The sequence below is a fragment of the Bifidobacterium avesanii genome (genome assembly GCF_009299475.1).
GTDB lineage: Bacteria > Actinomycetota > Actinomycetes > Actinomycetales > Bifidobacteriaceae > Bifidobacterium > Bifidobacterium avesanii.
On record NZ_WBSN01000003.1, the window covers coordinates 173,999 to 187,926 of the forward strand.

Annotated in this window: 11 protein-coding genes and 1 pseudogene; 11 read left to right on the forward strand and 1 reads right to left on the reverse strand. The window is 67.8% G+C overall.

Translation table 11 applies throughout. The annotated features are described in order from the left end of the window. Window positions 1–9: 9 nt before the first annotated feature. The 4 genes and pseudogenes from DSM100685_RS11185 to DSM100685_RS03070 form a co-directional block, all read left to right on the forward strand. A pseudogene (locus DSM100685_RS11185) lies at window positions 10–493 on the forward strand (RNA methyltransferase); the annotation flags it as partial. A gap of 86 nt (window positions 494–579) precedes the next feature. Further along, window positions 580–864: a TrmH family RNA methyltransferase gene (locus DSM100685_RS11190; protein ID WP_420837370.1), complete on the forward strand. Its 285-nt coding sequence runs from the start codon at window positions 580–582 to the stop codon at window positions 862–864. Window positions 865–991: 127 nt separating this feature from the next. Beyond that, a complete protein-coding gene (locus DSM100685_RS03065) occupies window positions 992–2,068 on the forward strand; it encodes an ATP-binding cassette domain-containing protein (RefSeq protein WP_152349884.1) in 1,077 nt (358 codons plus the stop codon). Beyond that, window positions 2,065–3,033, forward strand: coding sequence for a permease of ABC transporter system (locus DSM100685_RS03070; protein WP_152349885.1), 969 nt, complete (start codon window positions 2,065–2,067; stop codon window positions 3,031–3,033). Before DSM100685_RS03065 ends, DSM100685_RS03070 begins: the two co-directional genes overlap by 4 nt. Window positions 3,034–3,576: 543 nt before the next feature. Here the strand turns inward: DSM100685_RS03070 and DSM100685_RS03075 are convergent. Beyond that, on the reverse strand, window positions 3,577–5,853 hold the full coding sequence (locus DSM100685_RS03075; RefSeq protein ID WP_152349886.1) for a heparinase II/III domain-containing protein: 2,277 nt from the start codon (window positions 5,851–5,853) through the stop codon (window positions 3,577–3,579). A gap of 520 nt (window positions 5,854–6,373) precedes the next feature. Here DSM100685_RS03075 and gatC point away from each other — a divergent pair. The 7 genes from gatC to DSM100685_RS10930 form a co-directional block, all read left to right on the forward strand. Continuing rightward, window positions 6,374–6,673, forward strand: a complete 300-nt coding sequence (gatC, locus tag DSM100685_RS03080) for an Asp-tRNA(Asn)/Glu-tRNA(Gln) amidotransferase subunit GatC (RefSeq protein WP_152349887.1) — start codon at window positions 6,374–6,376, stop codon at window positions 6,671–6,673. Between the two features lie 13 nt (window positions 6,674–6,686). After that, on the forward strand, window positions 6,687–8,219 hold the full coding sequence (gene gatA / locus DSM100685_RS03085) for an Asp-tRNA(Asn)/Glu-tRNA(Gln) amidotransferase subunit GatA (protein ID WP_205730728.1): 1,533 nt from the start codon (window positions 6,687–6,689) through the stop codon (window positions 8,217–8,219). A 42-nt stretch (window positions 8,220–8,261) separates the two neighbouring features. Further along, window positions 8,262–9,761, forward strand: a complete 1,500-nt coding sequence (gatB, locus tag DSM100685_RS03090) for an Asp-tRNA(Asn)/Glu-tRNA(Gln) amidotransferase subunit GatB (RefSeq protein ID WP_152349889.1) — start codon at window positions 8,262–8,264, stop codon at window positions 9,759–9,761. A 256-nt stretch (window positions 9,762–10,017) separates the two neighbouring features. Next, window positions 10,018–10,989: a GNAT family N-acetyltransferase gene (locus tag DSM100685_RS03095; protein WP_152349890.1), complete on the forward strand. Its 972-nt coding sequence runs from the start codon at window positions 10,018–10,020 to the stop codon at window positions 10,987–10,989. A gap of 6 nt (window positions 10,990–10,995) precedes the next feature. Next, window positions 10,996–11,310, forward strand: a complete 315-nt coding sequence (locus DSM100685_RS03100) for a DUF2469 domain-containing protein (protein WP_150354462.1) — start codon at window positions 10,996–10,998, stop codon at window positions 11,308–11,310. A 111-nt stretch (window positions 11,311–11,421) separates the two neighbouring features. Beyond that, on the forward strand, window positions 11,422–13,011 hold the full coding sequence (locus DSM100685_RS03105) for an NAD(P)/FAD-dependent oxidoreductase (protein WP_152349891.1): 1,590 nt from the start codon (window positions 11,422–11,424) through the stop codon (window positions 13,009–13,011). Window positions 13,012–13,646: 635 nt separating this feature from the next. Further along, the coding region (locus DSM100685_RS10930) for a Rho termination factor N-terminal domain-containing protein (protein WP_240811876.1) at window positions 13,647–13,928 on the forward strand (282 nt) is incomplete at its 3' end.

Sequence of the window (13,928 nt, forward strand, 5' to 3'; positions counted from 1 at the left end):
TCCGGCACCATGCGCGCCCCGAATCCCATCACTGTGGCCGCGAAGGCCTCCGGCGAGCCGGAATTCCGCGAGGTCGGCCTCGGCCCGTGGACCGAGACCCATCCCGGCGAGCCGCGTCCCGACGACCCGTCGTCCCCGAACTTCGATCGCCGCTACGACACCGTCCTGCTCGACGATGGCGACCGGCGCAACGTGCTCGACCGCTACCGCTATTGGAGCGTCGGGGCGATCAAGGCCGATCTGGACGCGCGCGGCCGCCACGACTTCGAAGTCGCCGTGGAGAACTGGACGCACGACTTCAACATCGGCTCCATGGTCCGCACCGCCAACGCGTTCACCGCGCGGCGCGTGCACATCGTCGGCCCGCACAAGTGGAACCGCAAGGGCGCGCTCATGACCGAGCTGTACCAGCATGTGGAGCACCACCCGTCCATCACCGAGCTCGTGGAGACGTGGCGCCACCGCATCGCCGGCGAGATCGCCTCCGCAAGGGCGGACGCGCAGGCCGCCGCCATCCACGCCCATTGGGCCGCAGAAGATCCGTCGGGCCCGGCGGGCGGGAACGCGCAGGCCGCCGCCCTGGCGCTCGCCGCCGTGGACGCCGCGGACGCGCGCGTGCGGGAACTCGAAGCCGCCCGCGTGATCGCGCTCGACATCATCCCCGGCGCGGTGCCGATCGAGGGCTACGCGTTCCCGAAGCGCTGCCTCATGCTCTTCGGCGCGGAGGGCCCCGGGCTGAGCGAGAAGGCGCTCGAGCTCGCCGACGACGTGGTGTACATCTCCCAGTTCGGCTCCGTGCGATCCATCAACGCGGGTGCCGCGGCCGCCGTGGCCATGCACGCGTGGATCGCCCAGCGCGCATGAACCGCGCCCGAACCGCGCCCGGGTCGGAGACCGGGTCGGAGACCGCGCCTCCGCCCGCCCGTACACGCACGTGGACAAACCGTAACCGTCCCTAGGCTTTCAAGGCGCCGAATGCTACGGTTGGATCATGATAGAAATCCAACATATCAGCAAGCGTTTCGGGGGCAAGCCGGTCCTCAACGACGTCAGCTTCACCGCGGAAGATGGCAAGGTCACCGGCTTCCTCGGTCCCAACGGCGCCGGCAAATCCACCACCATGCGTGCGGCGCTCGGCCTCATCACTCCGGACGCCGGTCAGGCGCTCATCGACGGCAAGCCCTTCCGCGCGGTCAAGGCCCCCATGGCCGCGGTCGGCGCGGTGCTCGACGCCAAGTCCGCGCACAAGGGCCGTTCCGCCTACGCGCATCTGAAGGCCCTCGCGCAGACCAACGGCATCCCCTCCTCCCGCGTGGACGAGGTCATGGACCTGACGGGCATCGCCTCGGTGAGGAAGCGCCGCGCCGGCGCGTTCAGCCTCGGCATGAGCCAGCGCTTGTCCATCGCCGCCGCGCTGCTCGGCGACCCCAGGAACCTCGTGCTCGACGAGCCGATCAACGGCCTCGACCCCGAAGGCGTCAAGTGGGTGCGCGAACTGTGCCGCTTCTACGCCGGACAGGGCCGCGCGGTGCTGCTGAGCTCGCACCTCATGAGCGAGGTGGCCCTCACCGCGGACAACCTCGTGATCATCGGGCAGGGCCGCATTCTGGAGACCACCACGGTCGCGGACTTCGTGGCCGAGCATTCCGTACACGCGCTGCGCGTGGCCACGCCGGAGCCGGACAAGCTCAGGGCCATCTTCGCGTCCGCGCCCAACGTCACCGTCTCGCCGGTCGAGCGCAGGGCGTCCGACCCATCCATCGGCGAGGTGTTCCGCATTGCCGGCGCCGATCTCGAGGCCGCGGCCCGTGTGTTCGCGCAGGCCCAGCTCGTCACCTACGAATTCGTTGAGGAGCGCGCCTCGCTCGAGGAGGCGTACATGACCCTCACGCACAGCGAAGTCCAGTACGCGAACCGCGAGGTGCCGGGGCAGCGGCCCATCCAGTACGGAGCGCCGGCCGCCCCGCCCGCCGCCGCGGCTCCCGCGCAACCGGCTCCCGCGCAGCCCATCCCCGCGCAGTCCGCTCCCATGCAGCCCGCCGAATCCTCGAAGGAGGCCACCCGATGAGCGCTCCCGCATCCGTCAATCCCGTCCCCGCCAACAACGGCTACACGACCGGCCGCCGCATGTCCGCCGGCCGTCTGCGGCTCAGCTTCCTCGGCAGCGTGCGCTCCGAGTTCACCAAGCTGCTGTCGATCAAATCCACGTACTGGCTGCTCGCCATCACCGCGCTGCTCATCGTGGCCGGCGGCGCCATCTCCGCGGCGTCGTACAAGGCGATGGCCGCGATCAGCTACGATTCGTCCACCGGCGCGATGACCACGCTGGACACGCCCCGGCCCATCGAGGCCGCCAGCGTGTGGGCGTCCACGACCGTCATGGTGGCCACCGCCTCGGTGGTGATCGGCATTTTCGGCGTCATGGCCATCACCAGCGAATACACGAACCTCACCATCCAGTCCGGGTTCGTGGCCAATCCGCGCCGCGGCATGTATCTGGCGGCGAAGGGCGTCGTCGTGGCGCTGCTGGCGTTCGCGACCACGCTCGTGGGCGTCGGCCTGGCGTGGGTGGCGGCCAGGGCCGTGCTCGGCGGCGTCGAGATCACGCCGCTGGACGACGCGCACCGCATGCTGCCGGTGATCTGCCTCATCGGCGCACCCGCGGCCGGTCTGGTCATGGCGGTCATGGCGCTGGGACTCGGCGCGATCTGCCGGTCCACCGTGGGCGGCGTGTTCGCGCTGATCGGCCTGTGGTCCATCCTGCCGTCCGTGCTGGGCATCGCCTCGCTCAACGAGAAGCTGCGCTCGGCGGTCACCAGCATCGGCAACTGCCTGCCCAGTTCGGTGATGGGCACGTTCCTCGCCGGCCCGAGCGAGGAGACTAGCTCGTCGATGTCGCTGCTCGGCGTGGCAAGCACGGAGATGAAGTACTTCGACCCGACGTGGTGGCAGGCCGGTCTGATCCTGCTGGCGTGGGCCGCCGTCGCCTACGCCCTCGGCGCGCTGGTGCTCCGCCGCTCCGACGTGAAGTGACGGCGGGAGGGAATCCCGCGTTTCGCTCTTCCGCTGAGCGAGCGGGATTCCTCCCGCATCCCCGCGTCATCCTGTGTGGGCGGGGTCTCTTTCCCGTTCTCCCGAACGCACGGGCATTCCTTTCCTTCCTGCCGAGCGGGGGCCTTCCTCTGTGCCATGCCGTGCGGACGAACGGTCTTGTCCTCAGCATGCTGCGTGAGCGGGCGCTTCCATCCTCATCATCCTGAGCGAACGTCAACGAGTCGAGGGGATTCCTCTCATCCCCTTCAACGCGCGTTGATTCCCTCGCGGCGACCATTGCGGCGGCGTACTTTCGATTTGTGTGGTCGTTTTTTATGCAAGGCCCGGATAAGCCCATTGGCATTTCGGCGGTTTACCGGAGCCGCTATTTTGCGGCATGGCGAAAATCAACCACACGAATCGGAAAAGCAATGGATGTCTGCGCGGGTGGCGGGGAAAACAACGTAGAAACTGACTGAGAGCTTGCTGTGCGTAGTTTTTGAGTCCCCTCGGAGCCGGACAAAGCCACCCGCACCATCCCGCTCACCGCACGGTGACGTCCACCGTCCCCGATCCACCGGCCGCGAACGGCACATTGATGCGCCACAGGCGGTCGGACCGCCATTCGCCGCGCAGTTTGGCGTCGTCCAGAGGCTTCGGTTCAACGCTGACCGGTCCGATGGCGCACGGACTCCCGGCGGGGCCGCCGCTCCGGCGAATCTCCAGCGTGGTCTCGCCGACCCGGAACGCCGCGGCATCGGCGTCGCCGGCATTGTCGCCGATCGGTAGCGGCTCCTCGGCCGTCATGAGGTGCAGCGTGGCCGTCGTGAACGTGCCGCTCGCCTCGTCGTGGATGGCGAGCGTGCCGGCGCGCTTGTCCAGCGTGATCGAGCGGCGGTAATCGCGCAATCCCGCCTCGGCCGGCCATGCATGCGTGAGATCGGCCGCCGCGATGCTGCGGAGCTCCCCGAACGAGACCCGCACGCCCTCGGCCCGGCAGTCGGGCGTCTCGCGCTGCATCACGCCGTCGAAATCCGGCAGGTTGTGCCACGACGACTGCATGGGCCACAGCTCGTACCGCTCGGGCGAGAACGTCTGTCGCGTGTAGGCGCCCACGCCCGCGTCGACGAGCACCGGCCGCCCGCCGCGGTAGACGATCACGTTGCCCGTGTCGTTGTGGCTGTGGCTCGCCCCGTTGCGCCCGGCCTTGACGCCCACGTCGAATCCGCCGCCGCGCATCACGGCGATGCCGGTGCTCGGGAAGAACGTCTCGCCGGTTTCCGGGACCGGGCCCGGGTTCGCGGCGTTGCCCGCGTTCGCCAGCATCTCGCCCGCCGCCCGCGCCTCGAGCATGAGGTACAGCGCGTTGATGCGCAGCATCGTGTCGTCGCCGTCCGGCAGCGCCAGCCCATGACGCCATTCGGCCGCCGCAATGCGGGCCATGCCGCCGGCGCCCACGGCCCTGGCGAACAGGAACTCCCGCGCGCTCATGAGCCCCGTGTGCGTGGAGCAGTCGGAGAAGTTGAAGTACAGGTTCTCGCGGATGCGCATGCGCACGATGTACGTGGCGATGTTCGCGATCTTCGGCTCCCGCCACAGGCGCGCGAACGCGTCCGGGCGCACGTCGGCGAGGATGCGCAGCGCCCCGAACAGGCACAGCCCGGCCGAATGGTAGTAGCCGGCGCCCTCCTCGCAGCAGCCGTCCTCGCCGTAGCCGGCCAGGAACGCGTCGAGCCCGCGCACGGCCTTGTCGACGATGCGCCGGCGCACGCCGTCCGCGACCGGCGCGAGGAACGCCGCGGCGAGTACGTTCTGCGTGCACCAGACCGTCCAGTTGTTCGTCGGCTCGCCGTCCTCGCCCATCCACCAGAACGTGTCGTTGAGATACGGCGCGACGATGCGGCGGTCGAGCTCGTTCATGATCCGCCGGCGGACGGGCTCGGGCAGGTCGCCGCCGAGTATGTGCAGCGCGGAGGCGAGCAGCTGGCCGGTCTCGCACGCGAACAGGTCGAGGATCGGGCGGTCCGGGTCCGGCCACGGCAGTTGCGGGGCGTCGCGCACGTATGCATTGTGCGCCGGGATCTGCCACGCCGCCTCGTCGCACAGGAGCATGACGCCGTCGATCGCGTCCTCGAGGAAAGCCCGCGACGGGGATTCGTGTGATGCGGATTGGTGTGCCGCGGATTCGTACGGTGCGGATTCACGTGGTGCGCGTTCGCCATCCGCCGTGCCGCCCGTGCGATCCACGTCGCGCTCGCCGTCGGTCTCCGACGCGCGGGCCACGCCGTACGCCATGAGATCGTCCGCCACGCGCCGGCGGATCTCCCCGTAGCGAACCTCGTAGTCGTGCCGGTCGCCGTCGCGGAAGAAGCGCGCCCAGTCGTGCGCGAGCAGCTGCGGCCACGGGCGCTCCCGGTGCGCGGCGGCCCGGCGGCGGTACAGGTCGGCGAGCTCGCGGGGGAGCGCCCGCCATGCCTCATGGTCGGACGCGGGCGGGAACGGGTTGAACGGTTGGAATGGGAGCGCGTGGCCCGCCTCCCGCCACGCGTCGGCACAGGGCGCGCCCGGGACGTGCGGCTCGGCGCCGGTCGCATTGCTTGTCGTGTTGTCCATTGGGGTGCCGTTGCCCATCGTGCCGTCCATCGCGTTGTTCGTCGAGGTGCCGTTGCCTATCGTGCCGTCCTCGCCTATTGCGTCGCCCGCGATGCCGCTCGCCGCGCCGCCGACCGTGCGGTCCGCGTTGCCGCTCGCCGCGCCGCCGTCCGCTGCGCCGGAAGCCGTGCCGGGAATTGCCTCGAATGCCTCGCCGATGCCGGTCATGTCCCCTCCTTGGAACGCCATTCATGCCGTCGCGCCCCATCCTAGCTGCCTTGCCCGTCTCCTTCACCGCCGCCGCGCGCACCGGCCGTCATTCGTTCCAACCTGTGCCCCTCGCGTCACGGATTGGAACGAATGACGGCAAAATCGGCCCGTACGGCGGCCCAAAATCGCATGATCGTTCCAATCTGCGTTTTGGGGAGTGCGGATTGGAACGAATGACGGACAAATGACGGGTGAGCAGCGGTGGTACCGGGTGAGCAGCGATCGGGCACCGGGCGAGCAGCGGTGGGTATCGGGCGAGCGGCGGTGGTGGGTACCGGGCGGACGCCGAGTGAACGGCGAGCGGACACCGGGCGGGCGGCGGCGGCCGGAGACGTGGACCGGTCGCCAGCCAAATGGCAGCCAAAAGGCAGCCAAACGGCGGTCGCGCGACAGCCAGCCGAAACCCGCCATCCGCATGCCGGTCAGCCCGCCCGTCCAGGCCACCTGCGTGTCACATACGGCACCTATAGTGAAGGCCATGCCTACTTTTTCACGCGAAGAAATCGTGCATTTGGGCGATCTTGCCCGAATCGCGCTCACCGATGAGGAAATCACCCGTCTGCAGGGCGAGCTGAACGTCATCGCCGACTCCATCAACAAGGTGCAGGAAGTCGCGTCCGACGACGTGCCGCCCACCGCCAACCCCGTGCCGCTCGAGGCCTACATGCGCCCCGACGTGGCCGCCACGCCGCTGACCCAGGCCGAGGCGCTGTCCGGCGCCCCGAAGACCGAGGCCGGCATGTTCGTGGCACCGCGAATTCTGGGAAGCGAGGAGTGAGAAGGCAATGAGCATTTCCACCGAAACCGCGGCGCTCGTCAAGCTGTCCGCCGCCGAGCAGGCCGCCAAGATCAAGGCCGGCGAAGTCACCAGCCGCGAACTGGTCGAGGCTCATCTGGCCGTCATCGAGGCCGCCGAGCCGTCCATCAAGGCCTTCCTCAAGGTCTCCGGCGACGTGGCCCTCGAGCAGGCCGACGCGTTCGACGCCAAGTCCGCCGAGGACAAGGCCAAGCTCCCGGAGCTGGCCGGCGTGCCGATCGCCATCAAGGACATGATCGTCACCAAGGGCATCGAGACCACCGCCGCCTCCAAGATCCTCGAGGGCTGGGTCCCGCCGTACGACGCGACCGTGATCGAGAAGCTCAAGGCCGCCGGCATGCCGATCCTCGGCAAGACCAACCTCGACGAGTTCGCGCAGGGCTCCTCCACCGAGCACTCCGCGTACCAGACCACGCACAACCCGTGGGACACCGAGCGCGTGCCCGGCGGCTCCGGCGGCGGTTCGGCCTCCGCGGTCGCCGCGTTCGAGGCCCCGCTGGCCCTCGGCACCGACACCGGCGGCTCCATCCGCCAGCCCGGCTCGCTGACCGGCACCGTGGGCGTCAAGCCCACCTACGGCGGCGTCTCCCGCTTCGGCGCGATCGCCATGGCCTCCTCGCTCGACCAGATCGGCCCGGTCTCCCGCACCGTGCTCGACTCCGCCCTGCTGCAGGAGATCATCGGCGGCCACGACGAGCGCGACTCCACATCCATCCCGGAGGGCCCGCGCCCGATGGTCGCCGCCGCCCGCGAAGGCGCCAAGCGCGACCTCAAGGGCCTCAAGGTCGGCCTGGTCAAGGAACTCGGCGGCGAGGGCTTCCAGCCCGGCGTCGAGGCCCGCTTCAACGAGGCCGTCGCCCAGCTCAAGGACATGGGCGCCGAGGTGACCGAGGTCTCCTGCCCGCACTTCCCGTACGCGCTGGGCGCCTACTACATCATCATGCCGTCCGAGGTGAGCTCCAACCTGGCCCGCTACGACGGCATGCGCTACGGCCTGCGCGTCATGCCGCCGGCCGGCGTGCCGCAGACCGCCGCCAACATGATGGCCTACACGCGCGAGGCCGGCTTCGGCGACGAGGTCAAGCGCCGCATCATCCTGGGCACCTACGCGCTGTCCGCCGGCTACTACGACGCCTGGTACGGCTCCGCCCAGAAGGTCCGCACGCTCATCATCAACGACTTCAAGGCCGCGTTCGACAAGGTCGACGTGCTCGTCTCCCCGACGTCGCCGTCCACCGCGTTCAAGTTCGGCGAGAAGATGGACGACCCGCTGGCCATGTACATGAACGACATCGCCACGATCCCGGCCAACCTCGCCGGCGTCCCGGCCATGTCCATCCCGGCCGGCCTGTCCGACGACGGTCTGCCCGTGGGCATCCAGTTCATCGCCCCGCAGCAGCGCGACGAGGTCATGTACAAGCCCGCGGCCGCGCTCGAGGCCGCGCTCGAGGAGAGCTGGGGCGGCCCGATCTGGAACGACCTCAAGACCCCGTGGCTGGGCGAGTGACCGGACAGACGACAAGCGGACAAAGCATAAGGAACAAGCATCATGGCTGAAAAACTGATGAAGTACGCCGAGGCCTGCAAGCAATTCGACCCGGTCTTCGGTCTGGAAACCCACGTGGAGCTGTGCACGAACACCAAGCTGTTCTGCCCGGCGCACATCGAGTTCGGAGGCGAGCCGAACACCCAGCTCACCCCGGTCTCGCTCGGCCTGCCGGGCAGCTTGCCGGTCGTGAACAAGACCGCCGTGGACTACGCGATCAAGCTGGGCCTCGCCCTGCACTGCGAGATCAACGAGTGGAGCCAGTTCGCCCGCAAGAACTACTTCTACCCGGACATGCCGCGCGACTACCAGATCTCCCAGTACGACAAGCCGACCAACGGCAACGGCTATCTGGACGTCGAGCTTGACGACGGCACCGTGTTCCGCGTGCCGATCGAGCGCGCGCACATCGAGGACGACGCCGGCAAGAACACCCACGTGGGCGGCGCCGACGGCCGCATCGAGGGCGCCGACCACTCGCTGGTCGACTACAACCGCGCCGGCGTGCCGCTGATCGAGATCGTCACCAAGCCGATCGAGGGCGCGGGCGACCGCGCTCCGGAGATCGCCGGCGCCTACATGCGCGCCATCCGCGACATCGTGCGCGCCCTCGGCATCTCCCACGCCCGCATGGAGCAGGGCAACATGCGCGCCGACGTGAACCTGTCGCTGCGCCGCAGCCCGAACGACCCGTACGGCACCCGCTCCGAGACCAAGAACGTGAACTCGTTCCGCGGCATCGAGAAGACGCTGCAGTACGAGATCCGCCGTCAGGCCGCGATCCTGGCGGACGGCGGCGAGATCCTGCAGGAGACCCGCCACTGGGACGAGTCCACGCAGACCACCGCCGGCGGCCGCGTGAAGTCCGACGCCGACGACTACCGCTACTTCCCGGACCCGGATCTGGTCATGCTCCACATCACCAAGGAGCACATCGCCGAGATCGAGGCCCAGATGCCGGAGATGCCGCGCGAGCGCCGCAACCGCCTCAAGGCCGAGTGGAACCTCACCGACCTGCAGATGCGCGACATCCTCAACGCCGACGCCCTCGACCTGATCGAGGAGACCGTCAAGGCCGGCGCGACCGCCGCGGGCGCCCGCAAGTGGTGGCTTGGCGAGCTGTCCCGCGAGGCCAACGCGAAGGGCGTCTCCCTCGAGGAGCTGCCCGTCACCCCGGCCGACGTGGCCCAGGTGGAGAAGCTCATCGCCGACGGCAAGCTCAACGACAAGCTCGCCAAGCAGACCATCGCCGGCGTGCTCGCGGGCGAAGGCACCCCGGACGAGGTCGTCGCCAAGCACAACTACAAGATCGTCGAGGACACCGGCGCGATCGACGCCGCGGTCGAGGCCGCCTTCGAGGCGAACCCGGACGTGGTGGAGAAGCTCAAGGGCGGCAACATGAAGCCCATGGGCGTCATCATCGGCGCGGTGATGAAGGCCACGCGCGGCCAGGCCGACGCGAAGGCCGTCACCAAGATCGTCATGGCCAAGATCAAGTCCTGATCGCAGCCTGTCGCCGCATGAGGGGCGGCGCCTCCCGGTTTCGTCCGGCGGGCGCCGCCCCTTTGCGATATTGGCGTTGCGGAGACGGGCGGACGAGCGGTCCGCCCGTCGTCCATCAGCCCGTGCAAACGCGTCCCGGCATCGTCCCCTCCGCCTTCACCGCGTTCCCAGCTGATGTTCAGCCCCATGCGCTAGTATGCCTAACGGCTTAAGTATGACCAGTACGCACAAACAGCAGCAATCGGGGGTTGAAACCATGTCACAAGCCGGTGAAATCATTCCGAATATCGCCGATTCTCGTGAGCTTGCGCCCAGCATCGTCGTCCCCGGCATCCGGGGCGAAATGGTCACCCTGCGTCCCGCCACCGTGGACGATCTCGCCCGCATGGACGAGCTCGACGCCTACTACAACGCCTCGGGCATCACCGGCAAGGACGCCGCCGCCGAGCGCGCGGTGGTGCACGCGTGGGTCCACCGTTCCGTCGCATGGGAGCAGGGCCAGACGCCCGCCCAGTCCGGCGTGGGCGACCCGGAGGCCCGCCGCACCATGGCGTGGGCCGTGCTCACCAACGCTGACCACGACGGCGACGGCCGCCGCGACGCGTCCGGCACGGACAACATGATCGGCATGATCTTCCTCATCGACATCGACGGCTGGGGCAAGTCCGCCCGCATCCAGATCGTGCTCGGCAGGGACTACCGCGGCCGCGGCTACTCGCGAGACGCCATGCCGCGCGTCCTCACCTACGGCTTCGCGCCGCACCCGGCCGGCCTCGGCCTGCATCGCATCTGGGTGGCCGTGCCGGAGAAGAACACGCGCTCCCGGTCCGTCTACCAGTCGCTCGGCTTCGTGCCGGAGGGCACCTCGCGCGACGCCCTGTGGGACGACCAGAACAACAAGTACATGGACCAGATCGTCATGGGCACGCTGGCCGACGAATACGATCCCGTCGCCTCGCTGGACGCGTTCGGCCTGCACCTCATCACCGACAACCCCGGCGTGCAGGAGGCCCTCGCGGCCCGCGAGCACTCCATCGCGATCCATAAAGACATCGAGGACGCGCTGACCAAGCCGCCCGCCGCCCCCGCCGAACCCTCCGTCGAATCCGTGTCCGACGGCCGCCCGCAGTCCTGGGCGTACGGCGCCGACGGCTCCGGCAAGTCGTCCAAGCAGGCGTGGTGGCGTAACCTTGGCCGTGGCCGCAAGCGCGACACCGAGGAGGAATAGAGTAAAGTGAGCGCCGAAGACCTCGACAACTACGAAACCGACGCCGAGCTCGCCCTGTACCGCGAGTACCGCGACGTCATCAAACTGTTCACCTACGTGGTGGAGACCGAACGCCGTTTCTACTTGGCCAACAAGGTCGACTTCAACGTGCGTTCCGCCGGGCAGGACGTCTACTTCGACGTCCAGCTCACCGACGCGTGGGTGTGGGACGTGTACCGTTCCAGCCGATTCGTGAAGAACGTGCGCATCGTGACCTTCAAGGACGTCAACGTCGAGGAGGTCCAGCATTCCGACATCGACATCCCCGACAGCATGCGCTGATGCGCATACCCCGCCGGTGCAGAGTTTTCGTGTGCATCGGCGTCTTGGACCGGCGTCCTCAAACCGGTTCGTATACAGTGAATTCGAACTGATCACACTTCAGGAGGATCAATGACTGACAAGCAGTCCGTGGTGATTATCGGCGGCGGCCCCGCCGGCCTCACCGCCGCATGGGAGCTCGTCAAGGACGGCGGCGCCGACAAGTACGACGTCACCCTGCTCGAGGCGACCCGTGAATTCGGCGGCATCTCCCGCACCGTCAAGTACAACGGCAACCGCATGGACATCGGCGGCCACCGCTTCTTCTCCAAGGACGACCGCATCATGCAGTGGTGGAAGGACACCCTCCCGCTGCAGGGCGCCCCGTCCTACGACGACAAGAAGCTCGGACGCCACCACGACCTCGAGCCCGGCGGCCCGGATCCGGAGAAGACCGACGCCGTCATGCTCAAGCGCCACCGCGTCTCCCGCATCTTCTGGAACCACCGCTTCTTCGACTACCCGATCTCGCTGAGCCCCAACACGCTCAAGGCGATGGGCTTCAAGCTCACCATGGTGGCCGGCTTCAGCTACCTGAAGTCCATGATCCACAAGCTGCCGGAAGACAATCTGGAGAACTTCTACATCAACCGCTTCGGCCGCAAGCTGTACTCCATGTTCTTCGAGGGCTACACCGAGAAGCTGTGGGGCCGCCACCCCTCCCAGATTTCCGCCGACTGGGGCGCCCAGCGCGTCAAGGGCCTGAGCATCGTCGAGGTGCTCAAGAACGCCTTCCAGAAGCTCCTGCCCAAGAAGCGCAGCAGCAAGGAGGTCGAGACCTCCCTCATCGAGGAGTTCTGGTACCCGAAGCTCGGCCCCGGCCAGCTGTGGGAGACCGTCGAGGAGAACTGCCGCAACGCCGGTGTCAAGGTCATCACCGACGCCAAGGTCGTCGAGGTCGACCAGAAGGACGGCAGGATCGCGTCCGTCGTCTACGTGGACCCCGAAGGCAACCGCACCACCCTGGGCGGCGACCAGTTCATCTCCTCCATGCCCATCAAGGACCTCGTCAACGCCGTCGACGCCTCCGACACCCCGGCCCCGGCCGACATGACCGCCATCGCCAACGGCCTGCCCTACCGCGACTTCGTCACCGTCGGCCTGCTCGTCAAGCACCTGCGCCTCAAGAACACCACCGACATCCCCACCCTCGGCAACCCGCCGATCGTGCCGGACTGCTGGATCTACGTGCAGGACCCGGGCTACAAGGTCGGCCGCATCCAGGTCTTCAACAACTGGAGCCCCTACCTGGTCAAGGACGTCGACAACACCGTCTGGATCGGCCTCGAGTACTTCTGCGCCGAGGGCGACGACTTCTGGAACATGACCGACGAGGAGGCCACCAAGTTCGCCATCGAGGAGCTCACCCGCATGCGCGTCATCAACGGCCCGCAGGACGTCCTCGACTCCCACCGCGAGCGCGTCCCCAAGGCGTACCCGGCCTACTTCGACACCTACGACCAGATGCCCGAGCTCGTCGAGTACCTCGACCACTTCGGCAACCTCTACTGCGTCGGCCGCAACGGCCAGCACCGCTACAACAACCAGGACCACTCCATGGCCACCGCCATCGAGGCCGTCGCCAACATCAAGGGCGGCAAGACCTCGAAGCGCAACGTGTGGTCCGTCAACACCGAAAAGTCCTACCACGAGCAAAAATAGCCGGTAACGGAGCGCCTTCCGCGTTGCGGAAGGTTCGACGTGCCTTAGCACGCCTTCGCCTTCCGCGCCTTGAAGTCGCACGCGTTACCGATTATTTTCCCGCATAATGCTTTGGGGAATCGACGGTGCGCCTTGAGGACGCACGCGTTATTTCCTTTTGCGGAAATGAGCGGTGGCGCGGCGTGAAGCGCGCGTTGCCGATGAGTTTCAGCGCAACTCCCGTTGGGCGGGACAGTTGAAAAGGGTGGCCGCCGGTCATGACGTTTAAGTCGTGATCGGCGGCCGCCCTTTCGTTCTTTTGCACGGAAGACGGTGTCCACGCCGGCATCCTGATCAGGAGTTGGTCCGCCTTTTCCTTCGCATCTCCGGATGAATCCCGGTCCCATTTCCGTCATCCTGAGCGAAGTCCGTAGGCGAAGTCGGAGGATCCCTGGCCGTCCCGTGCCCGCCTCCAACCGCCGCGCGTCCGCATGATGCCGCCGTTTTGCGTTGGTCGCGGAATGGTTGTACAGTGAACGTAGTTCGGTTCGCTGATGGTAGCGGCCGACGTTCATGTGCGGGAAGCGTCCCGCGATCATTCTTATGCCGTATGCCACGCATTTGTTGTGGCGAGGCCGAAGAAAGGCAAAACCACAGTGGCAACGAGCCAGAATCTTGAAGAGTTGAAGCTGCCCGAGCTCAAGGAGCTTGCGAAGCAGATGGGACTGCGCGGTACGTCGACGATGCGTAAGCCCGCCCTGATCGCCACCATTCAGGCCGCCCGTTCCGGCGGCGAGGCGCCCGAGGGCGTCACCGTGCGCGCGCCGAAGTCCGCGAAGAAGGCCGACAAGAACGCGTCGTCCCCGGTCACCACCATGCCCGCGCTCGCGGCCAAGGGCTTCGAGCCGGTCGGCGGCGACGCCGGCGTGGCCCCCGAG

What these genes read in the sequence shown, in the direction of transcription:
- DSM100685_RS03095 (WP_152349890.1), top strand. Translation starts at nt 10,018, where the DNA reads ATGTCACAAGCCGGTGAAATCATTCCGAATATCGCCGATTCTCGTGAG.
- gatB (WP_152349889.1), top strand. Translation starts at nt 8,262, where the DNA reads ATGGCTGAAAAACTGATGAAGTACGCCGAGGCCTGCAAGCAATTCGAC.
- DSM100685_RS03075 (WP_152349886.1), bottom strand. Translation starts at nt 5,853, where the DNA reads ATGACCGGCATCGGCGAGGCATTCGAGGCAATTCCCGGCACGGCTTCC.
- gatC (WP_152349887.1), top strand. Translation starts at nt 6,374, where the DNA reads ATGCCTACTTTTTCACGCGAAGAAATCGTGCATTTGGGCGATCTTGCC.
- DSM100685_RS03105 (WP_152349891.1), top strand. Translation starts at nt 11,422, where the DNA reads ATGACTGACAAGCAGTCCGTGGTGATTATCGGCGGCGGCCCCGCCGGC.
- DSM100685_RS03070 (WP_152349885.1), top strand. Translation starts at nt 2,065, where the DNA reads ATGAGCGCTCCCGCATCCGTCAATCCCGTCCCCGCCAACAACGGCTAC.
- DSM100685_RS03065 (WP_152349884.1), top strand. Translation starts at nt 992, where the DNA reads ATGATAGAAATCCAACATATCAGCAAGCGTTTCGGGGGCAAGCCGGTC.